Below are 21,334 nucleotides of genomic sequence, written 5' to 3'. Positions count from 1 at the left end.
CACACAGTGCACTGGGCTATCACCCACCAGCGCCCGAGACCATCATCCCGATGGAACACAGGCCGATCATGCACTAACAATAACATTGGACCCGTCAGATAGGGCTGCTCATGACTCGTTCCGCAATAGCCCGACCCAGCTGGGCGTGTTGATCCTTGCTCATATGCAGACCATCGGCGCCCTGCACATTTCCGGTCACGGCACCAGCGTCAAAGCTTGCGATGCCCGCTGCGTCGGCTGCGGATTTGAGAGCAGCTCCAAGCGCTTCAGACTTGGCTTTGCCGCCTTCGAACATGCCCGCGAAATCTGGGTGTGGCATGTCGTTGAGCGGCGCTGGCGAGACGACCATCACCTGTGGCGCATCATAATGATAGGCAACGCCACCGCTGCAGGCCTGCGCCACTTTTGCGACATCAATAATGGCATTTGCGATGTCCTCGGCAGAGCGGTTGGTTTCGGCCTTCAGGTCGTTGGTCCCCAATGCGATGATCAGCAGGTCTACGGGCATTTCCCGAGCAATTGCGGCCGGCAAAGTCTTGGCGCCGTTGAACATATCCGCCTTGATGGCATTCCAATCCATCGAATCGTCCAGGTTGGTGGCGCGCACGGTCAGACCATCGACGGCGACCTGATAATCGTTGCCCAGCTCGGCTGCCATGACACCGGCCCAACGTTCGTCATCGCCATAGCGGGTTGAGGGGAAAGCCTCTTCTACACCGATCCAGCCCCAAGTGTTGCTGTCGCCGTAAACAAGGATATTGTTCTTGGCCATCATTGGCTCCTTTTCTCGTGTTATCCGTTGATGATGTGGCCGTCTTCGGGGTGCCAGCTGGCGGTCACTCCGGCACCGACTTCGATGTCCAGCGACTGCATGTCGCGCTGTTGCAATTGCACGGTGATGGACGTTCCAGCAGCCGTTTCAAGCCGTAGATTGACGAGGGCTCCGATGAACTCCTCACCTACGACCCGCGCAGCAACTTCGTTCTCAGCCCAGCCCGCTTGCGGGGTGACCGAAATCTGGTCCGCCCTGACAATCAGGCTAACCTTTTCGTTTTCGTCCAGATCAACGAGTTCGGAGGCTGGGCACTTGAAGCTGCCATCTGGGCTTTCCAGAACCATCTCTCCGGATTTCAGTCGGCGGGTCTTGCATTCAAAGATCGAGGAGCCGCCCAGGAACCTTGCCACGAACGGTGTGGCCGGGCGCAGATAGATGTCTTCGGGGCTGCCCGCCTGTTCAATCCGACCCTGGTTCATGATCACTACGGTATCGGCCATCGAGAAAGCCTCGGAGTGACTATGGGTGACGTAGACGAAGGTAATCCCAAGTTCGCGTTGCAAGCGTTTCAACTCACCCTGCATCTGCACCGAAAGATGCGCATCCAGCGCCGACAACGGTTCATCCAGTAACAAGACGGATGGTTCGGTTACGAGGCATCGCGCCAAAACCACACGTTGTCTCTGTCCGCCTGACAACTGATCAATGCCCCGGTCGGCATATCCCTCCAGTCCCAGCTTGTTCAACCAGTCCAGCGCGCGACTCTTGCGTTCCTTTTTGGGCATGCCTTTCATGCGCAGACCAAATTCGACGTTTTCCTGCACAGTCAGGAATGGAAACAATGCCAACGACTGCCAGACCATCGGCATGTCGCGTTCCCAGATTGACAGATCGTTTATCCGTCGCCCTTCTCGCAGGATGTCACCGCCGGTCACGTCTTCCAACCCTGCCAGCATCCGCAGCATGGTCGATTTCCCGCAACCTGATGGCCCCATGATGGCAACGAACTTGCCCTCTGCGATATCAAGGTCAAGGTTCTCGACCGCCACCGCCTCGCCATAGGTTTTGCGGATATTTCTCAGCGAGATGTGCGCGTGTGACATCATGCGCTCCAGTTCTTTTGGCGCGACGCCGCGCTCGGGATTGATCTTGTTCAGGCTGTTCATTTTTCCCCCCGGGTGAGGCGGCGCAGCAAAAGCACCTGCGCGCCCAAGATTAGAGTGATCGAGGTAATGAAGGTGATGGAGCCGATGGCATTGATCCGGGGGCTGACTGCCGATTGCAGGAAGCTGAGGATGCGAACCGAACTGGTCTCCTCAAGTCCTCCAACGAACCAGGTTACCGCGTATTCATCGAAGCTGACCGCCATACAGAGAAGGAACGCAGCCAGGATCGAGGTCTTGGTTGAAGGAACGATCACTTCCCAAAACGCACGCCAGTTGCTGGCGCCAATATTCTGGGCCGCGAATTCCAGATCGCCGTCGATCTGTGAAAACCGCAACCGGATAATGGCCATGGCGAACGGGGAGGTGAGAACGATATGACTGACCACGATGGCGGATAAAGTGCCAGACAGGCCAATGCGGGACAGGTAGGCCAGCATTGCCAGTCCAATGACAACCAAGGGAATCAACGGCGGCATCAGGGCGAAGACAAGTACCAGTTTCTTACCAATAAAGTTGAAGCGATAGTCGGCATAGGCCGCTGCAAATCCCATCGCGGTCGCGATGGGGGCGACGATCAGGGCAACTTTGATTGTGTTCGCAAAAGCGGCAATCACCAAATCATCGGCCAGGATCAGGCGATACCAATCCAGCGTGAATCCGCCCAGCGGGATAGTCGGGAACCGGTCCGAGTTCAGCGAGAAGACAAAGTTTGTCAGGATTGGCGCATAGAGAAAGGCCAGAGCCAAGCCCATGAAGATTACGCAAAGCCGGCGGGTCAACAGGGAAACACGCATGTCTCAGGTTCTCCGATAGGCGTAAGTGATTGAGGCCAGCGCGGTGATCAGCAGTGTAGCGATCATCACAAGCGCGACCACTGCAGCGCGAGGCCATTGCTGGCCGGATTTGACGGTATCCGCGATCAGGATAGACAGCGTGGTGAACTTGCCGCCGCCCAGATAGGTCGCCGTAACAAAATCTCCGAAGCTGAAGATGAAAGCAAACAGCGCCCCAAGCACGATACCCGGTCTAACCGCCGGCAATACGGTAGCAAAAAGCACCCGGCGCGGGCCGCAACCAAGGTTGTATGCCGCGTCGATCAGCGTGCGATCCAAGGACAGCATCGAAATTGACTGGATCACGATCACCAATGGCAAGGTCAGCGTCACCAATCCCACCATCAGAGAAAACGGCGTATTCAGTAGGCTGCCACTGTCGATCCCGATTGCCGCCAACAGTTTCATCACGATGCCGTTTTCTGTCAGATAGATCTGCCAGGAGTAGACACGCACGAGGTAGGATGTGAAAAACGGCACCACGAACAGCGCGAGAACCGTCATTCTGGCTCGTGTGCTGAGAAAGAAGCTGATCGCCAATGAACATGGCAATGCAATCAGGCTGGCCAGTACTGCGGCGCTGAGCGCAATCACGAAGGTGCGCAGGTAAGCAGCCCAGAAGAACGGAGCCGTCAGCATCTTGTGCCAGTTCTCCAATTGAAAATCGGGCGTCAGTAAAAAGTTTTTGACGTCCCAGAAACTCAGCCAGATCAGTAAGATCATCGGCCCAAGAAAAAACCCGGCCAACCACACAGGCAACGGCAGGCTCCATAAGCCTCCATAGGCGAGGCGGGACAGGCGCGGGATGGAAATCGAAGAAGTCATGTTTTAACCCGTCTGACCCTTCAGGATGGGCCGGCGTTTTTCAGTGACGTTTGACAGTGCCCCCCGCCATCGGGGAGAAGGGAGAATGGCGGGGGGCATAAGCACCGGAAGCTTTTAGGCGTCAGGTGCTTTTGTATGCCGACCAGAAGTCGTTCCAGTCACCCACGTCCTGCTGCACAGGCAGCTGGCGGATATGGATGCGGCCCTTGCGGATCAGGTCGATAGCGTTGCCGTCGCCCTGAAACATGCCCAGATGGCGTGCATCTTCCGGTTTTTCGGCAATCATTCGTTCCCACCCGGATTTCGACGGGATAATTGCCGGGAACACGTTCAGGTTCGCCAGGTTGTACTGACCGGCAGGGCTGGAGGCATGCTGGATGAACTTGCGCGCCAGTTCGGCCTTGCGCGACCCACGTCCGATCGAGAAGCTTTCAGTGAACTGAATGCCGCCCTGTTCCGGTATCGTAGTGGTAACATTCGCACCGTCGCGGCGCAGCACGCCAGTGATCCATTCACCTATGCCTGGCATCACGGTCACTTCACCGGACTTCAACGAGGACAGCACGCCACCATAGTCATAGAAGCCCCGCACCTGAGGTTTCAGGCTTAGCGTGGTGTCCTGCAGCTTGGCCCATGCGTTGCTGTCGATATCATAGGGCGCAGCGTTGCCATCGCGCAGGCTGAGAACGCCCAGGTTCGGCAGGTGCCAGTCGAAGTGACCCACCTTGTCCTTGTTCTTCTCGTTCCACAGCATGTCATACGACATCGCTTCCTTTACTGGCACCGCATCCAGATTGTGTGAGATGCCAAGAAAGCCAAACCGGCTGATGACTGCATAAAGTTCGTCATTGTGCCAATGGCCCGGAAACTTGTGGAATTCGGGGAAAAAATCGTCGAACGGATAGTCTGCCGGATCCAGTTTCTCAACGAAATTCGCCAGCACCAGCTGCTGAACATACTCAGCATCCGCGTGGATCAGGTCGTAGGTGCCCACCGGAGATTGTGCCAACAGAGCCAGCATCTGCTCGCCGCCGACATAGTATTTCGGGGTGATCTTGACGTTGTGCAGTTCTTCAAATTCTGCAACCGCGTCCGGTTCAGCCTGACCATACCAAGCCAGCATTGTCATCTCGGTCACGGACTGAGCGCGGGTGATCGACGGCATGGCAAGTGCGCCTGCAGCCATCGCACTTGACTTGAGCAAAGCGCGTCTCGTGAGTGTGGTTTTGGCCATTTTCGGCTCCTCCCTTAATGGATGGGATGAGTATTCGGAACCGCAGCCTTGCCGACAATTGAGCAGATTTCAGTCATCACAAAGTATTTCTCAGCTTTCTGTTTGGCCGAATTGGCATGTCACAGAGGCGTAACACGCGGGCCTACTCCTATTCAGACCAACTCGCATCAGGTTGTTCATAACGATTGGCATCCTGCGGAATGAACTTCATGCCGTATGGGCTGTCGCGAAACAGGTCAGCCTCGTTCAACAACCAATCCTGAAATGCGCGCATCTTGGCAGAATTCGCGCGCTCCATAGGGCAGACAAGATAGTAGCTCCGGTCGCGCAGAACCCTTGGTATAGGCGCCGCGATTCGCCCTCGCTCAATCTCGCGCGAAGCAGCAATCACACTGACCAGAGCAGCCGCGCGATTGTCTATCGCCGCTTCGATACACATGATCTCATCACTGAAATGTGCGATCGGACGAATATTGGAAGCGTCGATACCGACCGAGTTGAACCAGGTGCGCCAATTCGGATCACCGTCCTGAAAGCCCAGCCACTCGTATTCGACCAGATCCCGGCTCAACAGGTCCTCGGGGTCGCGGATCTTGCTCTCCATTCGCCTCGAGCAAATAGGCGTGACATAGTCATCCAGCACCCAGGCCGCATGCTCCGCCGGATCCGGGGTGTCCGTATATCTTATGGAGACATCCACACTGAAACGTGCAAAATCCAGCACTGTATCCGAGGCGATAACCTTCACTTCAAGCTCGGGGTACAGCCGGCTGAATTTCGGCAATCGAGGGCTCAGCCAACTCCAGGCAAAGGATCGCGTGGTGGTTACCACCAGCTCGCCCTCGATTTCGTCGGTGCTCAGTTGCGCGATGCCCTGTTTCAGGTTGCAGAAGGCATCGGCGATGAAAGGGCGCAGGGTCTCTCCTTCGGTTGTCAATCTAAGCGACCGGGTCAGTCGGTGAAACAGTTGCACATCCAGCTGTGTCTCGAGGGTTTTGAGGCGATGGCTAATCGCTGTCGGTGTCAGTAAAAGTTCTTCGGCGGCCAGTTTGATGCTCATGTGTCGCGACACGGCCTCGAAGGCTTGCAGGCTCGTCAGCGGCGGTAATTTTTTCACTGTCGAACCTCTTCCTCATAAGGCTCGACCCTCCACAGGCGGAAGGGTCGCAGTGCTTTCACTCTGCGATCATCTTCGCCCGGCGCGCAAGACGCCCAAACCGGAGACCACAATCCAGGCGATAGTTTTTTTATCTAACTCAACCCAATTGGCGCATTCGTCAGAATCAACCCGTTTGACGACATGCCAGAGGCCAGACCTCCCGAGTGCCACTCGCAGCATGGATCCCTTTCCACCGGGAAACGGAATCCCGCCCAGCAGAACCGCAGTCAGAACGCTGAGTTGATGCGCGAGATGCTAATCAGCGCGACGACGGCCAGTGTCAGCAATTCCGCGCCGGGGATACCGAGCGGTTCAAAGCTCAGACCGGCACCAACACCGCAAGACCCTTGATTTCATGCTACTCAAACGGCGGAACAAAGCTGCGGCGACAAAATTCTTCGCTCGTGCCCTCGAAGTAAACGGATTGCCCCGCAAAATCGTTATCGCAAAAGCGGCGCCAATACGGCTGGTATCAAAGCCATCTACAAAATGCTGAAAGGCTTTGGTTGCCCGCTCCCAATCGCGATCGTTGAACCAGCCATCTAGTTGGCATATATTGCCAACGAGGAGGCTTAAGCCATGGTAACCCGCAATGTCGTACTTACAGAATCGCAGGATCAGCTGGTGCAGGATCTGGTCGCATCCGGTCGCTATCAGAACGCCAGCGAAGCGTTGCGAGCGGGCCTTCGGCTTCTGGAACAAGAAGAAGCCGGGCTGGAGTCTCTTAAACAAGGTCTGCAGAAGGGTTTGGCGCAGGCTCAGGCTGGAGATCTGGCAGAAGGCAGCGGTTCGAATGCGATCCGTCGTGCTTTTGCTAGGGCCCGAGCCAAAACGTGACCAAATCATTTCGGCTGACACGCCGCGCCGAAGGCAGCCTGGTTGAAATTGCCCGATGGACCATCGACAAGTTTGGGCCGCATCAAGCCGATCTCTATGAACAAGAACTGATAGCGCGCTGCCAGGCCATCACCGAGGGCAAGGTGGCCAGCCGCAGTTGTTCTATGTTGGTCGAAGAGGCAGCAGACCTCAGATATGTACGCGCGGGAGAGCATTTCCTGGTTTACCTGGACCAGCCGGATACGGTGATCATAGTAGATATCCTGCATTCCCGTTGCGATCTGCCGCGACATGTTTCCGCGCTGGCCACACTATCTGATGGGGCAGGGGACAATACATAGGTATCGCATTCAACTGGGATTTCTTTAAACAATCGGTAGGTGTTCACCCCAGCAGGTCTGTAGCGGGGTTCTCTGCGATATCGACATCGGGTATTGCCAAGTTGTGCGCCCGGCTTGACCGGATTTTCTGCGGGCCATGAACATTCCGACAAGAATGCCGCGCCTGAAGGGGTTCCGCTTTCCTCGTGAGATCATCGCTTACGCAGTCTGGGCGTGGTTTTGTCGCCGCAGCTTTGTTCCGCCGTTTGAATAGCATGAAATCAAGGGTCTTACCGTGTTTGTCGACTGCACGATACAAGTAGACCCATTCACCTTTGACGCGCACATAGATTTCGTCCATTCGCCAGGATCGATCGAAGCAACGCTTCTTACGACGCGCCTGGTCGGCGACCAGAGGTGCGTATTTGACGATCCAACGGTTCAGAGACGCGTGATCAACCGAAACGCGTCGTTCAGCCAGAATTTCTTCCAGATCTCGGTAGGACACTGATTAACGAAGATAGAAGAACACTGCGTGTCGTATCACGTCCCTTGGAAAACGAGCGCCTTTGAATGAGATTGTCACGGCCTGCCCCTGTCTGTTTTGGGCACCCGTGTATCAAAACTTCAGTCGACCTAACAGGTACGTGCAGAGTTTGCGACAAAGCCCCCCGGAGGTGTTCGCCGCAGACCTCCGGTGTGCCCCAATGGCTGACGGGCTTTCACGCCCGGCAGCCGAGCGGCAATGCGGCTTTGCGCCTGTACAAAATGGTCAATCCCCCCCTGAGACCTGGTACAAAACGGTCAAAACGCCGGTTTGCCTCAGCCCGCGAAGGTGGTCTTGTGCTCTGGAAAGACCATGCGCAGATGTGCCATGGTCAGGCGCAACCCTTCCTCGATCGAGAAGCTTTCCGGGGTCAGGTACAGCCTCTGCCAGAACCCGTCGGTCAGTGAATCGATAGAGAACGCAACGTCGCGCGCCTCGGTCTCGGAGGTATGCGGCAGCAGGTCGCGGCACAATTCATAGAGCGCCGCGCCCCTCTGGACATCGAAATCCCGGGCGCTGTCGGCATAGCGCGGGCGGAAACTCGCCTCGCCCCAGAACGAGAACCAGACCGCCAGCGCCTCGCGGTTGCAGACCACTGGCGAGAAGTCGGCCCGGATCAGCGCCGCCAGCCGATCCGCCGGGTCGGTCCCGGCCACGGCCACCGCGTTGCGCCAGGTGTCGGCATAGATCGAATACTGGTATTCCAGCGCCGCGGCCAAAAGCATATCTTTGCTTTTAAAGTAGAAAACCGCGACCCCCTGGGACAGCCCGGCCGCATTCGCAACCGTTGCCAGAGTGGTGCGGGACAACCCGTTCTCAACAACCGAGCGCAGGGTTGCTTCGATCAGCTGCTTACGGCGGCGGTCGGCATTGTCCTTGCGTTCCTTGCGTTGCCGGGGCGGCGGCGGGGCTTTGGTGGTCATCCTGGCGGCTCCGGGTTTTCCATGTCGCATCTCTATCCTGTCCGCTCGTATGAATAAAGTAGCCTAAAAATTTATTTGAGCGCTCAAAAAACTTTACGAAGTTTGCGCGCCGGGGTATTCCTTGATCAACAAGAGGGAGCAGGCGATGGGGCGTCACGACCGATATGATGCAATAATCGCCGGGGCGGGCCACAATGGCCTGACCACGGCCTGCTATCTGGCCAAGGCCGGGCTCAAAGTTCTGGTGGTCGAGAAGAACGACTGGATCGGCGGTGCCGCAGTCAGTCGCTCGCTGCACCCCGGCTGGACCTATTCGAACTGTTCCTATGTCTGTTCTCTGCTGCGGCGTGAGATCGTGCGCGACCTTGAATTGCCGCGCTTCGGGCTTCAGGTCATCCCTTACGAGGGCGGCGCGACCTTTACCCCCGATGGCGACTATTTCGCCTATTATTCGGATCACGACGACCTGCGGCGCGAGATCGCCCGGCACGAGCCACGCGATGTCGATGCCTATGGCCGGTTCAGCCAGACGGTGATGCGGCAATGCCGGTTCATCCGGCCGTTCCTGCTCAGAACTGCGCCCGATCCGGTGCGGATGCGTCCGCGCGATATCTCGGAACTGGCCTATCTGGTGCGCAAGGTGCACGGGCTGGGCGCGCGCGAGATCGGCGAGACGCTGCGGTTCTGGACCATGTCCATCGGCGACTTCCTGGACGAGCATTTCGAGAATGACCTGATCAAGGCGCATCTGGCCGGATCGGGTATCATCGGAACCGGGCTGGGCGTCTATTCGCCCGGGTCCGCCTATGTGCTGCTGCATCACTACATGGGGGATGTCGACGGAACCATCGGCGCCTGGGGGTTTGCCCGGGGTGGCATGGGGTCGATCAGCCGCGCGCTGGGACTGGCGTTTGAAGAGGCGGGGGGCACCATCGTGACCGGCTCAGGTATCGACAAGTTCCTGACCAGGGGCGGTAAGGTTACCGGCGTCGCGCTGGAAAACGGCGATACCTACGAGGCGCCTGTTGTCGCTTCGAACATGGATGTCAAACGGACCTTCCTGAAACACACCGACCGCAACGACCTGCCGGGCGATTTCCTGCGCGCGGTCGAGCGGTTCAAGATCCGGGGTTCGTCGGGCAAGCTGAACATCGCGCTGGATCGCCTGCCCGAGTTTCCGGCCGCACCCGCCGGGGCGCCATTCCTGCGCGGAGACATGCACTGTTCGACCTCGCTGGCCGAGCTTGAGCGTGCCTATGACGACTGGAAGGACGGCCGCTGGTCGCAAAGCCCCTATTTCGACATGCTGATCCCCAGCCAGATCGACCCGACCATGGCGCCGCCGGGCAGCCATATGATGACCGTCTTTGTACAATACGCGCCCTATGATCTTGAGGTCGACGGTGTGCGCGACGCCGCCAACTGGACCGAGGAGCGTCGCCGCGCCTTTGCCGATTGCGTGTTGGACAAGATGTCGGCTGCCTGTCCGGATATCAAAGAGCGTGTGCAGCACGTGGAAATCCGCTCGCCGCTGGAACTTGAGACCGAGGTCGGGCTGACCGAGGGCAATATCTTTCAGGGCGAGTTGACCTTTGACCAACTGCTCTTCAACCGGCCGGTGCCGGGCTATGCCGACTATCGCTCGCCGATCCGGGGCCTCTATCTGGTGGGTTCGTCCGCGCATCCCGGCGGTGGGGTCATGGCCGCACCCGGGGCGAATGCCGCGCGCGAAATCCTGATCGACCTGGGCCGCCGCAGCGGGCTGCCGGCCGAGGCCGCGTGAGGAGACGGGCGATGGAACAGTTCGATGCGATTGTGATCGGGGCGGGGCACAATGGCCTGACGGCAGCGGCGGTTCTGGCGGGCAAGGGCAAAAGGATCCTTGTGCTGGAGCGTAGCATGTCGCTGGGCGGCATGATGGCGACAGGAACGCTGAACGGAGTTCAGCTCCCCCGTCTGGCCCATCTTCTTTACAACCTGAATCCAGCCGTGGTCAGGGATCTGGGTTTGAAGCTGGATACCAGACAGGTGCCTACAGTTGCCTTGTCCGAGGACGGTCGGCACGTGGTGATGGATGGGGCAGAGGCGCGGTTCGCCGATGGCACGGCACATCCCGATGCAGCGGCCTTTGCGACCTTGTACCAAAGGCTTGTGCGGTTTGGTACGTTGCTGGGTCAGCTTGCACAGGCAGCGCCGCCGGACCTGTCCGGGTCGCTGAGTCTGGCACAGGCGGGAGAACTGGGCGCGCTGGCGCGTCTTGGTTTGCGGCTGCGCCTTATGGGCAAGGCCGAGATGCGCGAATTCCTGCGGATCGTCCTGTCCAACGCTCAGGACCTTATACTCGACGAATTGACCGACGGGCCGTTGGCCGGTGCGCTGGCGGCGGACGCGGTGCGCGGTGCCTGGGCGGGCCCGTCGGCACCTGGCACGGTATTCTCGTTGATCTACCGGCTGGCACAGGGCGGCGGCGCCGCCCTGCCCTCGGGCGGGATGGACGCGGTGGTGTCCGCGTTTGCCAAGGCGGCAGAGGCCCGCGGCGCCACGATCCGGACCGGCGCCGCCGCACGGCGGATCGTCATCGAAGGTGACCGGGTCACGGGCGTCGAGCTGGCCGATGGCACACAGGTATCGGCGGAGATGGTGTTGTCTACGGCGGGTGCGGCGCAAAGCATGATGCTGGCCGGTCACGAGAGCTATGATATCGAGGCGGTCCGCAGGTTGCGGAATTTCCGCGCCAAGGGGACGGCTGCCAAGGTGAACATGGTTCTGAGTGGTGCGCCCGAGTTCAGTGGACTCTCGCGTGAACAGGCATCCGGGCGCCTGTTGATCGCACCGTCCGTGCGCGCGGTTGAAAAGTCCTTTAATCCGGTAAAATACGGTGGGGCTTCCGATGCGCCGATCATCGAGGCGGTGGCGCCGACGCTGACCGATCCGGACGCTTCTGGAAAGCATGTGATCTCGGCGGTTGTTCAATATGTTCCCTATGCCCCCGACGGTGGCTGGACCGACACCGCACGCCAGACTGTGATCGACCAAGTCATCGCCGCCCTGGACCGATTCGCGCCGGGACTGACCGCTATGGTCACGGCCAGCGAACTGCTGACTCCTGCCGATATCGAGTCTGAGACCGGTGCGCCGGGCGGGCATTGGCATCATGGAGAGATGAGTTTCGATCAGCTCCTGTCGGTGCGCCCCGCCAATGGGCTGGCCCATTACCGCTTCGGCCCGGCGGGACTGTACCTTGCCGGGGCCGCCGCGCATCCGGGCGGCGATGTCACAGGCGCGCCGGGCAGGAATGCTGCGCTGAAGGCGCTGAAGGAGATGGCCGCATGAAGGATACGCGCCACGATCTGCCCCCCGAACATGTCCCGCTGGGCCTGATCCCGACACCGTTCCAGCCCCGGCTGGAGCCGTTGAGCCGGACCAAGGACTGGATGAATTGGGCGGGCTACATCTCGCCCGCCGTACTGGACACGATGGAGTTCGAGTATTTCGCGATTCGCAACCAGGCGACGCTGTTCGATATTTCGCCCATGCACAAATATCGGATCTCCGGTCCCGAGGCGTTGGCGATGTTGAACCGGCTTGTCACCCGCGATGTGCGGAAACTGGCACCGGGGCGCGTCGCCTACGTGATGTGGTGCGACGAGGATGGCATGGTGATCGACGATGGAACGCTGTTCCGCCTGTCGGAAACCGAGTTCCGCCTGTGCTGCCAGGAACCACAGTTCTCGTGGCTACTGGATGCGGCCTGGGGCTATGATGTTCGGGTAGAGGACGAGTCTCACAGTGTTGCCGGACTGTCGTTGCAGGGGCCAACCTCGGCTTCGGTGTTACGCGGCGCAGGGTTCGAGATCGACCATCTCCGCCCGTTTGACCTGGCCGAGGTCGAGCCGGGGTTAGTGATTTCTCGAACCGGTTTCACTGGCGATCTGGGATATGAATTGTGGATCACACCGAACCGGGCGCTGACGCTTTGGGACCGGTTGTGGGACGCAGGGCAGACCTGGGGCATTCGCGCAATCGGCTATCACGCCTTGAACATGGCCAGGATCGAAGCCGGGTTCATTGCCGCCGGTGTCGAGTTCCAGCCGATCCATCACACCTTGCGGCTGCATCGCGGGCGAACGCCCTTGGAACTGGGTTTTGCTTGGCTGGTCGATTTCCAAAAGGGACATTTCAACGGTCGTCGCGCGCTGTTGGCCCACGTTGAACGCCGCCCACGTTCGATGATCGTCAAGCTCGACATCGGCGGGTTCAAACCGGCTGCGGACGCGCTGATCTATCACCGAAAGAAACGCGAAGTCGGGCATGTTACCTCGGCCATGTGGTCGCCGACGCTCAAGCGCAATATCGCGCTGGCCGAGATCCGCGCGCCCTTTGGCACCAACCAAACCAACGACCTCTGGGTCGAAATCTATCTCAATCAGGAAGGCGTCTGGCAGCGCCGCATGGCGCGCGCGACCGTCTTGTCGCAGCCGTTCTTCCGCAACCCCCGCGCCCGGGCGACGCCGCCGGCCGCATTTTGAAGAAGCAAGAAGAGCAAATCATGTCTGGAGCTCATTTGAAACCCATCAGCAACAGCCCCTCTGTAGAAGAGCTGCACGAGTGGGACCGCTTGCACAACCTCAAGCCCTGGTCGATGATGAACGCCTGGCGCGAGGAAGACGGGCAGATCATCGACCGGGGGGATGGCATCTATATGTGGGACAGCCACGGCCGCCGTATGATCGACGGACCGGGCGGCATGTGGTGCGTACAGATCGGCCATGGCAGGCGCGAAATGGCGGATGCCACCGCCGACCAGGTGATGAAACTGGCCTATTCGTCGCCCTTTTCGACGGGGACCGAGCCCGCCGCGATTCTGGCGCGCAAGCTGGCCGAATTCGCGCCGGGCGATCTGAACACCGTGTTCTTCACCACCGGCGGGTCGACGGCGGTCGATACCGCGCTGCGTGCGATGCATTTCCTGAACAACCGGCGTGGCATGCCGGGCAAGAAGATCGTGATCTCGCGCGAGCGTGCCTATCACGGATCGACCTATCTGTCGGCGACCGTATCCGGCAAGGAGCGCAATCGCACCTGGTTCGACAAGGAAAACCGGCTGGTGCATTTCCTGCCCGATGTCGATCCGTATCACCGCCCCGAGGGCATGAGCGTCGAGGCCTTCTGTGACCAGAAGGTCGAAGATCTGGAACAGGCGATCCTGGAGCTTGGCGCCGATAACGTGGGCGCCTTTATCGCCGAACCGATCCTGTGTTCCGGCGGCGTGATCGTGCCGCCACCGGGGTATCACAAGCGCACGCTGGAGGTCTGCCGCAAGCATGACGTGCTTTACATCTCGGACGAGGTGGTGACCGGTTTTGGCCGCCTGGGGCACTGGTTCGCCTCGGAACCCGTATTTGACATCGTGCCCGACATGATCACCTGCGCAAAAGGGCTGACCTCCGGCTACCTGCCGCTTGGGGCCTGCATCATTTCGGACCGGATAATGGAGCAGATGACCGGACCCGAGGAGGTTTTGTTCTCGAACGGGTATACCTATTCGGCGCATCCGGTCAGTTGCGCTGCCGCGTTGAAGAACATCGAGATCATGGAGCGCGAGAACATCCTGGGCCATGTGTGCGAGGTCACGCCCTATTTTCAGGAGCGACTGCGCAGTTTCGCGAAGTTCCCGATTGTCGGCGACCTGCGCGGGATGGGGCTGTTGGGATGCATCGAGGGCAAGGTGACCGAGGGCCGGGCTTCGCTGGCCGAGGACAGCGATTTCGGGGCCCGGCTTGACATGATCTGTGAAGAAAACGGTTTGCTGCTGCGCCCGCTGATCAACATGGCTGTTTTCTCGCCACCATTGATCATCTCGAAAACGCAGATCGACATCATGTTCGACATCATCGAAGGCGCCTTGGAACAGGTTTCACGCGAAATGGGGATTGATGGCTGACCGCTTGGGATTTCGCTGTTGTACGGGCTGCGCAAAACGCTTGTCGGGGCGCGGTGCTGCGCCGTTAAATCGGGGCGGCGAACCCTTGGCATGCGATTCGGGGGATATTCGAACCAGGCTGTAGAGAAGAAAATCCAAAGAACCAAAACAGGGAGTAAACTGATGAAACACCTCAGAAATGCGTTGCTGGTCTCGACCAGTATGGTGGCAGGTGCCGCTTTTGCCGGAGACGCCGAACTCGTCGTGTTCGACTGGGCCGGATACGAGGATCCCGAGTTCTATGTCAACTTCACCGAGAAACACGGTGATGCTCCGACTTTTGCCTTTTTCTCGGACGAGGAAGAAGCCTTTCAGAAACTGCGGGCGGGGTTCAAGGCGGATGCGGCACATCCCTGTTCCCAGTCGGTACCAAAATGGATGGACGCCGGATTGCTGGCACCCATCGACCCCTCGAAGATCACTGAATGGGACAACCTGGAACCCGGGTTCCGCGATATCAAGGCATATTGGAAGGACGGAAATCCCTATTTTGTACCGGTCGATTGGGGCAACACCGCAACGACGTATAACACGGAACTCCTGAAACCCGAGGATGTGCAATCGTTGAAGGCCTTTGCCGATCCCAAACATGCGGGCCGCGTGTCCATCGGCGATAGCGTCGACGATGCCTATGCCCTCGCATTTTTGGCAACCGGTGTGCACGACTGGACCAACGTTACCGACGCACAGATCGACGCCGCGTCGGATTTTCTGCGTCAGGTTCACCAGAACCTTCGGGCCTATTGGACCAGCGGATCGGAACTGGCGCAGATGATGCAGAGCGGCGAGGTCTACCTTGCCTGGGCCTGGAACGAGACCTTTGCGACCATGAGTGCCGAGGGCCATCCGGTCGCGATGAAGCGGGACACGGACGAAGGGTCGTCGAGCTGGGTTTGTGGATACTCGAAACTGGCCGATGCGCCGGGCAGCGAAGACAAGTTCTATGACTTCGTGAACGCCTGGCTGGCGCCACGGACGGCCGACTATATTGTGTCTGTCTGGGGATACGGGCATTCCAACGCCAAGGCGATGGGCAAGATGAATGCCGAGGATCTGGCCGCTGTGGGTCTGGAAACCTCGGACAATCTGCGGGCTGGCACCTTGTGGCAGGCGCCGACCAGCGCGGAAGTGCGTGAACGGCTGATTGCCGATTTCGAGAAAATTAAGGCCGGCTTCTGATCGGTTCAAATTGGAACAGGGCCGTCCGGAACCTGTCCGGGCGGCCTTTTGTCATGCGATGTTCCGAAGGTAGGTTTCGATAAACCACTGGGTGTAGCTTTCCATCGGGGCAAAGGGACCGGGTTCGTAGAACCGCGAATTCACCCCTTGCTGGTTCTTTTCGATGATCAGTTTGTCGCTTTCGGTGGTCACGTCCCAGAGCCAGGTCAGGCGGGCCTTGTCATAGTCGCGGCCCTCGATTGCGCCCTCGTGGACCAGCCAGATGATCTCTTGGATCGAGTTGTCCTTGTCCACCGGAATGAAGCGGTAAAGGACCGCGTGATCCGCATAGACCAGCATCGGGTTCAGGATACCGACATAGATGTCGGATGCCGCATCATCCCACCCGGTGAGATCGCCCAGCAAGGGGGCCAGCGGCTTGCCGTCTTCACTGCCGGTCCGGTACCCGTCGAACAGGGCGTAACGGCGATAGTAAGTGTCTATCGACCCTTGAGGCTTGTTCCGGCCGGTCGCGTCGAGCAGATCGGCCGGGGCGCCAGTTTCCGCCGCTCTTGCGCCGACCTCGGCATTCAGGGGTTCGTGCAAACGGTCGGGCAGATGGATCACGTGGCTACGCGAGAACTCGGGATGGGCCGATGTGCAGTGGTAGCATTCGTTGTAGTTCTCGACGAGCAGTTTCCAGTTGGCGGCCACCGGATAGGAGGCTCGCGCGGCTATCTTGGTGCGGGCAAGTCCAAAGGGCGCAACCATCGGTTCCAGCAAGGTCCGGGCGGTTGAGAAATCTTCGGGCGTATCCGACAGCGACACGTAGATGAGCCCGTGGAACACTTCGACCGAGAACCTTTTCAGCCCCAGATTGGCCTTGTTGGTCTCGGCCCCCATCAGGCGCGCGGAAAACAGGCTGCCATCCAGGTTGTAGACCCAGGCGTGATAGGGGCAGGAAAAACGGCTGACATTGCCACGGGGTTCCAGGCAGACACGTGACCCACGGTGCCGACACACGTTCGCAAGGGCGTGAAACGCGCCTTCGCGGTCGCGGACGACGATCACGCTCTCGCCCAGAAGATCGAACAACAGATAGTCGCCCGGATGCGGTAATTCACTGATGTGGCCAGCAAGATGCCATTCCCGCAGGAAGACACGGTCGATATCGCGCTGAAACACGGCGTCAGAGGTATAGAACGGTTGTTCCAGGGCGTAGCCGGGCTTGTAACCCGCGATCAGATCGGTGACCTCATCCTGCCACGGAGTAGGATGCAGTGTGGGTTTTCCAGTCATGCTGACCCTCCTTTGAAGCGGGGCGTTGGAAATCTGTCGTCGTGTCAGCGAAAGACGATGATGGAATCGGTGGCGAAGCCGACGCGCGCGGTTCCACCGGGGCGCAGGACCGCACGGCCTGCTGTGTTGCGCATGGAGATTGTGACCGGCGCCTCCAGGCCGTTCAGCCGAACCGAGTAGTAGGTCATGTCGCCATAGTAGGATGTCTCGACAACTTCGCCCTCGACGATGCGCTCGGCGCTTGGGGCGCCGTCAATCAGAATGGTCATCATCTCGGGCCGCACGCCAACGCGATGGATCTCTTCCGGTTTCATGCCGTTAGGCAGGTCCGCGCGCGAAATGGCGATCTGTCCCAGCGCCTGAACGTCGAGCGAAACATGTGTTTCAGTCGATTCCGTGGCCCGCGCTTCGAGAAAATTCATCACGCCAATAAAGGATGCGACCCTTTGGTTGACGGGTCGGCGATAGAGGTCTTCGGGTGTGGCCAGTTGTTCGATCCGCCCGTCAAACATCACGGCGATACGGTCGGACATGATGAGCGCTTCTTCCTGGTCATGGGTCACCAGGATGAACGTGATGCCGACCGAGCGCTGCAACTGGCGCAGTTCCAGCTGCATCTGATCGCGCAATTTCTTGTCGAGCGCAGACAGAGGCTCGTCCAGCAGAACAACCTTGGGTTTCATGATCAGCGCGCGGGCCAGCGCGACCCGCTGGCGTTGACCGCCCGAAAGCGTATGGGCCGCGCGCGGGCCGTATCCGCCAAGATCGACCATCTCGAGCGCCTGTTCCACCTCACGCTTGTACTCGGTCTTGGGCAGGCGGCGTTTCTTCAACCCATAGCCGACATTGTCGGCCACGCTGAGATGCGGAAAGATCGCATAGCTCTGGAACACCATATTGGTGGGCCGGTGGTTCGCCGCGATCCCGGCCATGGCCTTGTCGTCTATGGTGATGGTTCCTGTCGTGGGATCATCGAATCCCGCGATCATGCGCAGTAGGGTTGTCTTGCCACAGCCAGAAGGACCCAGAAGCGAAAAGAATTCGCCTTCGCGAATGTTCGCCGTGATCCCCTTGAGCGCCTGGACAGCACCGAAGGTCTTGGTGACGCCGTCCAGTTCGATGATCGTGCGCGCGTGCGGTTTTTCAGTGTCGAGCATGGTCAGATCAGCCCTTCGGTTGTCGAGGCGTCAAGGCCGCGGCGCGTGGCCGAACGGCGACGGAAGAATTCAGCGAGTATGAGCAGGGTCACGGTAAGGACCAGCAATATGGTCCCCAGCGCCATGATGCTGGGCAGCTTTGTCGGAAAGCGCATCTGGCTCCAGATGTATACCGGCAGGGTGACCTCGGTGCCGGTCAGGAAGAACGCGATGATGAACTCGTCCAGCGAGATCGTGAAGGTGATCAGCAGGCTGGAGATCACACCGGGCATGACCAGCGGAAAGGTCACGCGGCGAAAGGTGCCCCAGTGGGTTTCGCCCAAATCGAAAGACGCTTCTTCCACGCTGGGATCGAGGCCGCGAAAGGCGGAACTGAGAACCGCGATCGAAAACGGGGTGCAGACCAGCACATGCCCGAGAACGACCGTCCACAAGGACAGGCTGAGCCCAAGCTGGATCAGAACGATTAGCAGGGCGACGGCTATGATGATTTCCGGCAGCACCAAGGGAAGCATGACCAGACCCATGATCCCCCGTTGAAAGGGGAAGGTATATCGGGCCACGGCGCGGGCGGCGAAAAGCCCCAGGGCCGTGCTGATGATCGCGGTCGAGACCGACACCAGCATACTGTTCCAGACCGCGTCGTGCAGCGCCTGGGTCGTCCAAAGGACCCCGAACCACTCGGTTGTGAATCCGCTGAGCGGAAAAGCGATGATGGTGGCGCTGTTGAAGGCGAAGATCGGCAGCAGAATGACCGGTGCATAGAGAAACACCATGTAGACGATCGCGTAAACGTTCAGCCAGCTCAGGTTTTTCCGACGGTTCGACATGGTCAGTCTGCGCCTCCGCGCCCGATTTTGCGTGTCGCGAAGAAAATCAGCAGGCTGATACCACCGACGATGAACATCGATGACACCGCAAGCGCCGCACCGAGCGGGGCGTTGTTCGCCTTGCCGAACTGTACCTGGATCATGTTCGAGATCATCAGCCCTTCGGTTCCACCGACCAGGCGCGGGGTGATGTAATCGCCTACTGTCGGGATCAGAACGATGATCGTGGCGGCCACGACACCCGGCATGGCCAGAGGCAAAGTGATGCGGAAGAAGCTGCGCACCGGCCCGTCGCCAAGATCCTTGGCCGCTTCGAGCAGCGAACGGTCGATCCGCTCCAATGCGACAAAGATTGGCAGGATCGCGAACGGGGCCCAGGCATGGGCCAGCGTGATCACCACGGCGTTGGCGTTGTAGAGGATGAACGAAAACGGTTCGTCGATCAGGCCAAGCCCAAGCAGCGCCGAATTCAGAACTCCGTTATATCCCAGGATCACCTTCCACAGGAATACCCGCAGCAGGTAGCTTGTCCAGAACGGCACCGTGATCAGGAACAGCCAGAGCGACTTGCGTTGATGTACGTGAAACGAAACGTAGTAGGCGATGGGAAAGGCCAGAAGCACGGTCGCCACGGTGACAACCAGCGAAATTCTGAGCGAGCGCAGCGTGAGTTCGCGATATAGCGGGTCGGTCCAGGCCTCGCGGTAATTGGCGAGGGTGAATGTCGTGTCCAGATCAAGATAGTTCTGGGTCCAGAAGCTGAACGTCACCACCATCGCCAACGGAGCGGCGAGAAGGAGGAGAGCATAGGCGAATGGTGGGCCGACGAGTATCAGGCCTTGCCTTCGGTCACGGTCGATCAGTTGCGCAACTCCCTGCTTGTCGGTCCGGGCCTGTTCTGCTGGCGTGGTTCCGACAGATTATCCTTTTTCCCTACGTCGGCAATTCCCAGGATTGCCCGGCCTTCTGCCGCAAAAAGTCATTTCGTTCCTTCAGGGTTCCCGGTTCTGGCTCTGCCTCGGCCAGCACGGGGAAGACATCTCGCAACTGGTCATGATAGCTCATGACACCAACTTCGAGATCCGACAATAGAACGCCGTCATACGCCGATGAAAACGCCGCCTCCCAGGTCCATTTCGTCAGCATCTCGTCCTCGCGCGATGTGATGCGGTCGATCCGGCCAGAGAGATATCTTGCCGCGCGCATGCGGCGGTCTTCGTCCGGGTGACGGTACACCGCGCCGCGCTGGATGGTTCGGCCAACCTCGACCGGGATTTCCTGATAAAAATAGATCGAGTCGGGGTAGAGCCCGAAGACGAAGTTCGGGAACACGCCGATGTAGAGCCAGGCTTGCTTGTGATCGGCATCCAGTTCCGGGACATGCGGCAGGATCTTCTTGTAGTTCCGCACGCTCCAGAGGCGGCCATTGCCCGCCCGAAAGCGCGAAAAGGAGCGGGATGTCCCGTCACGAAAGGGCTCGTCGAAATAGTTTTTCCCGAACAGGTCATCCAGCCCCGGATGCGCCATCGGGACGTGATAGCCCTCGTTGTCGACATCGCGAATGCATTTCCAGTTCACCTCGACTTCGGTTGACCAGACCCCGTTTCCGTCGGGCACCATCCGGTCCATTCTGTATTGGGCCAGTTCCGGAGCCCATCGGCCAAGCAGTTCCGCCACCGAGGGTTGTGGCCCGGGTTGAAATCGAACAAAGACGAACCCATTCCAGATTTCCGACTCAAGAGGCTTCAGTCCCCATTCGACCGGATCAAGGTCCGGCAGGCTGTCGGGTTGAGCGGGGCTTCTGAGGGTGCCGTCCAGATTGTAGACCCAACCGTGAAATGGACAGATGATCGAGTTGCGGCAGTTGCCACGTTCGTCTCCCAGCACCCGGCTGCCGCGATGGCGGCAAAGATTGTGGAAGGCGCGGACTGTACCATTGGAATCGCGCACGACCAGCGCGCGATCGCCCGCGATGTCGCAGGTAAAGAAATCGCCTGGATTGGGTATGTGGTTGACATGGCAGATCACCTGCCAATGACGGCGGAACAGATCTTCTTTTTCCTGCTCCAGCAAGTCCTGGCTGAAGTATCCCCAGGCTGGCAAGCCGCTACGATCCCGAGCGGCCTCGGTGCCTTGTGGCGGATTTTGAGTGCGCCCCGTTGTCATGTCCCTGTCCAATATTTTTTTGAGCGGTTAAATAAATTTTAGTCTAGACTTGCCGTGCAGGCAAGATGAAAGCTGGTGCCAAGTGGTGAGCAACGGCTAGTATTGCCGCAGATCAGCAAGGG

General features: G+C 59.1%; 19 protein-coding genes and 3 pseudogenes. 9 read left to right on the top strand and 13 right to left on the bottom strand.

Annotated elements, in window-relative coordinates; all coding sequences use genetic code 11:
• Positions 1-94 precede the first annotated feature (94 nt).
• The 6 genes from ACR0LZ_RS16180 to ACR0LZ_RS16155 form a co-directional block, all read right to left on the bottom strand.
• Positions 95-772 (bottom strand): GDSL-type esterase/lipase family protein, encoded by a 678-nt coding sequence (locus ACR0LZ_RS16180; protein WP_480750856.1) that lies wholly within the window; start codon positions 770-772, stop codon positions 95-97.
• 20 nt (positions 773-792) lie between these two features.
• Positions 793-1,878 (bottom strand): ABC transporter ATP-binding protein, encoded by a 1,086-nt coding sequence (locus ACR0LZ_RS16175; RefSeq protein ID WP_480750865.1) that lies wholly within the window; start codon positions 1,876-1,878, stop codon positions 793-795.
• 59 nt (positions 1,879-1,937) lie between these two features.
• Positions 1,938-2,735, bottom strand: a complete 798-nt coding sequence (locus tag ACR0LZ_RS16170; protein WP_480750855.1) for an ABC transporter permease — start codon at positions 2,733-2,735, stop codon at positions 1,938-1,940.
• 3 nt (positions 2,736-2,738) lie between these two features.
• Positions 2,739-3,599, bottom strand: a complete 861-nt coding sequence (locus ACR0LZ_RS16165) for an ABC transporter permease (protein WP_480750854.1) — start codon at positions 3,597-3,599, stop codon at positions 2,739-2,741.
• Positions 3,600-3,720: 121 nt separating this feature from the next.
• Entirely contained in the window at positions 3,721-4,833 is a 1,113-nt protein-coding gene (locus ACR0LZ_RS16160; RefSeq protein ID WP_480750853.1) for an ABC transporter substrate-binding protein, read from the bottom strand.
• 148 nt (positions 4,834-4,981) lie between these two features.
• Positions 4,982-5,950 carry a LysR substrate-binding domain-containing protein gene (locus ACR0LZ_RS16155; protein WP_480750852.1) on the bottom strand — a complete coding sequence of 323 codons (969 nt, stop codon included), beginning with the start codon at positions 5,948-5,950 and terminating at the stop codon, positions 4,982-4,984.
• Between the two features lie 343 nt (positions 5,951-6,293).
• Between ACR0LZ_RS16155 and ACR0LZ_RS16150 the strand changes: the two are divergent.
• The 4 genes and pseudogenes from ACR0LZ_RS16150 to ACR0LZ_RS16135 all read left to right on the top strand — a co-directional run.
• A pseudogene (locus tag ACR0LZ_RS16150) lies at positions 6,294-6,523 on the top strand (DDE-type integrase/transposase/recombinase); the annotation flags it as partial.
• 48 nt (positions 6,524-6,571) lie between these two features.
• The gene (locus ACR0LZ_RS16145) at positions 6,572-6,829 is read left to right on the top strand and encodes a type II toxin-antitoxin system ParD family antitoxin (protein ID WP_480750851.1); all 258 of its coding nucleotides are present in this window, start codon (positions 6,572-6,574) and stop codon (positions 6,827-6,829) included.
• On the top strand, positions 6,826-7,170 hold the full coding sequence (locus tag ACR0LZ_RS16140) for a type II toxin-antitoxin system RelE/ParE family toxin (RefSeq protein WP_480750850.1): 345 nt from the start codon (positions 6,826-6,828) through the stop codon (positions 7,168-7,170). Before ACR0LZ_RS16145 ends, ACR0LZ_RS16140 begins: the two co-directional genes overlap by 4 nt.
• A gap of 136 nt (positions 7,171-7,306) precedes the next feature.
• A pseudogene (locus ACR0LZ_RS16135) lies at positions 7,307-7,387 on the top strand (IS6 family transposase); the annotation flags it as partial.
• Here ACR0LZ_RS16135 and ACR0LZ_RS16130 read toward each other — a convergent pair.
• Together ACR0LZ_RS16130 and ACR0LZ_RS16125 are read right to left on the bottom strand one after the other, a co-directional pair.
• Positions 7,388-7,735 (bottom strand): annotated as a pseudogene (locus ACR0LZ_RS16130) (IS6 family transposase); the annotation flags it as partial.
• A 236-nt stretch (positions 7,736-7,971) separates the two neighbouring features.
• Positions 7,972-8,619: a TetR family transcriptional regulator C-terminal domain-containing protein gene (locus tag ACR0LZ_RS16125; protein ID WP_480750849.1), complete on the bottom strand. Its 648-nt coding sequence runs from the start codon at positions 8,617-8,619 to the stop codon at positions 7,972-7,974.
• Between the two features lie 121 nt (positions 8,620-8,740).
• Here ACR0LZ_RS16125 and ACR0LZ_RS16120 point away from each other — a divergent pair, with 121 nt between their 5' ends.
• The 5 genes from ACR0LZ_RS16120 (at position 8,741) to ACR0LZ_RS16100 (ending at position 15,781) form a co-directional block, all read left to right on the top strand.
• The gene (locus ACR0LZ_RS16120) at positions 8,741-10,402 is read left to right on the top strand and encodes a phytoene desaturase family protein (protein WP_480750848.1); all 1,662 of its coding nucleotides are present in this window, start codon (positions 8,741-8,743) and stop codon (positions 10,400-10,402) included.
• A gap of 11 nt (positions 10,403-10,413) precedes the next feature.
• Positions 10,414-11,952 (top strand): phytoene desaturase family protein, encoded by a 1,539-nt coding sequence (locus ACR0LZ_RS16115; protein WP_480750847.1) that lies wholly within the window; start codon positions 10,414-10,416, stop codon positions 11,950-11,952.
• Positions 11,949-13,148, top strand: coding sequence for an aminomethyl transferase family protein (locus tag ACR0LZ_RS16110; RefSeq protein ID WP_480750846.1), 1,200 nt, complete (start codon positions 11,949-11,951; stop codon positions 13,146-13,148). Before ACR0LZ_RS16115 ends, ACR0LZ_RS16110 begins: the two co-directional genes overlap by 4 nt.
• A 20-nt stretch (positions 13,149-13,168) precedes the next feature.
• On the top strand, positions 13,169-14,563 hold the full coding sequence (locus tag ACR0LZ_RS16105) for an aminotransferase (protein WP_480750845.1): 1,395 nt from the start codon (positions 13,169-13,171) through the stop codon (positions 14,561-14,563).
• Between the two features lie 162 nt (positions 14,564-14,725).
• Positions 14,726-15,781: an extracellular solute-binding protein gene (locus ACR0LZ_RS16100; RefSeq protein WP_480750844.1), complete on the top strand. Its 1,056-nt coding sequence runs from the start codon at positions 14,726-14,728 to the stop codon at positions 15,779-15,781.
• Positions 15,782-15,832: 51 nt separating this feature from the next.
• On the opposite strand, the gene ACR0LZ_RS16095 is transcribed toward ACR0LZ_RS16100, so the two are convergent.
• The 5 genes from ACR0LZ_RS16095 to ACR0LZ_RS16075 all read right to left on the bottom strand — a co-directional run bounded on the left by ACR0LZ_RS16095 (position 15,833) and on the right by ACR0LZ_RS16075 (position 21,212).
• Positions 15,833-17,059: an aromatic ring-hydroxylating oxygenase subunit alpha gene (locus tag ACR0LZ_RS16095; RefSeq protein WP_480750843.1), complete on the bottom strand. Its 1,227-nt coding sequence runs from the start codon at positions 17,057-17,059 to the stop codon at positions 15,833-15,835.
• Between the two features lie 44 nt (positions 17,060-17,103).
• Positions 17,104-18,216 carry an ABC transporter ATP-binding protein gene (locus ACR0LZ_RS16090; RefSeq protein ID WP_480750842.1) on the bottom strand — a complete coding sequence of 371 codons (1,113 nt, stop codon included), beginning with the start codon at positions 18,214-18,216 and terminating at the stop codon, positions 17,104-17,106.
• Positions 18,217-18,218: 2 nt separating this feature from the next.
• A complete protein-coding gene (locus ACR0LZ_RS16085) occupies positions 18,219-19,046 on the bottom strand; it encodes an ABC transporter permease (protein WP_480750841.1) in 828 nt (275 codons plus the stop codon).
• Positions 19,047-19,048: 2 nt separating this feature from the next.
• On the bottom strand, positions 19,049-19,822 hold the full coding sequence (locus ACR0LZ_RS16080; protein WP_480750840.1) for an ABC transporter permease: 774 nt from the start codon (positions 19,820-19,822) through the stop codon (positions 19,049-19,051).
• Positions 19,823-19,979: 157 nt separating this feature from the next.
• Positions 19,980-21,212 (bottom strand): aromatic ring-hydroxylating oxygenase subunit alpha, encoded by a 1,233-nt coding sequence (locus ACR0LZ_RS16075; RefSeq protein ID WP_480750839.1) that lies wholly within the window; start codon positions 21,210-21,212, stop codon positions 19,980-19,982.
• Positions 21,213-21,334: the final 122 nt, after the last annotated feature.

It is taken from the genome of Ruegeria sp. CI1 (assembly GCF_056536925.1).
The sequence above is the reverse complement of the archived record's forward strand: the minus strand, read 5'-3'. Positions and strand labels throughout refer to the sequence as shown.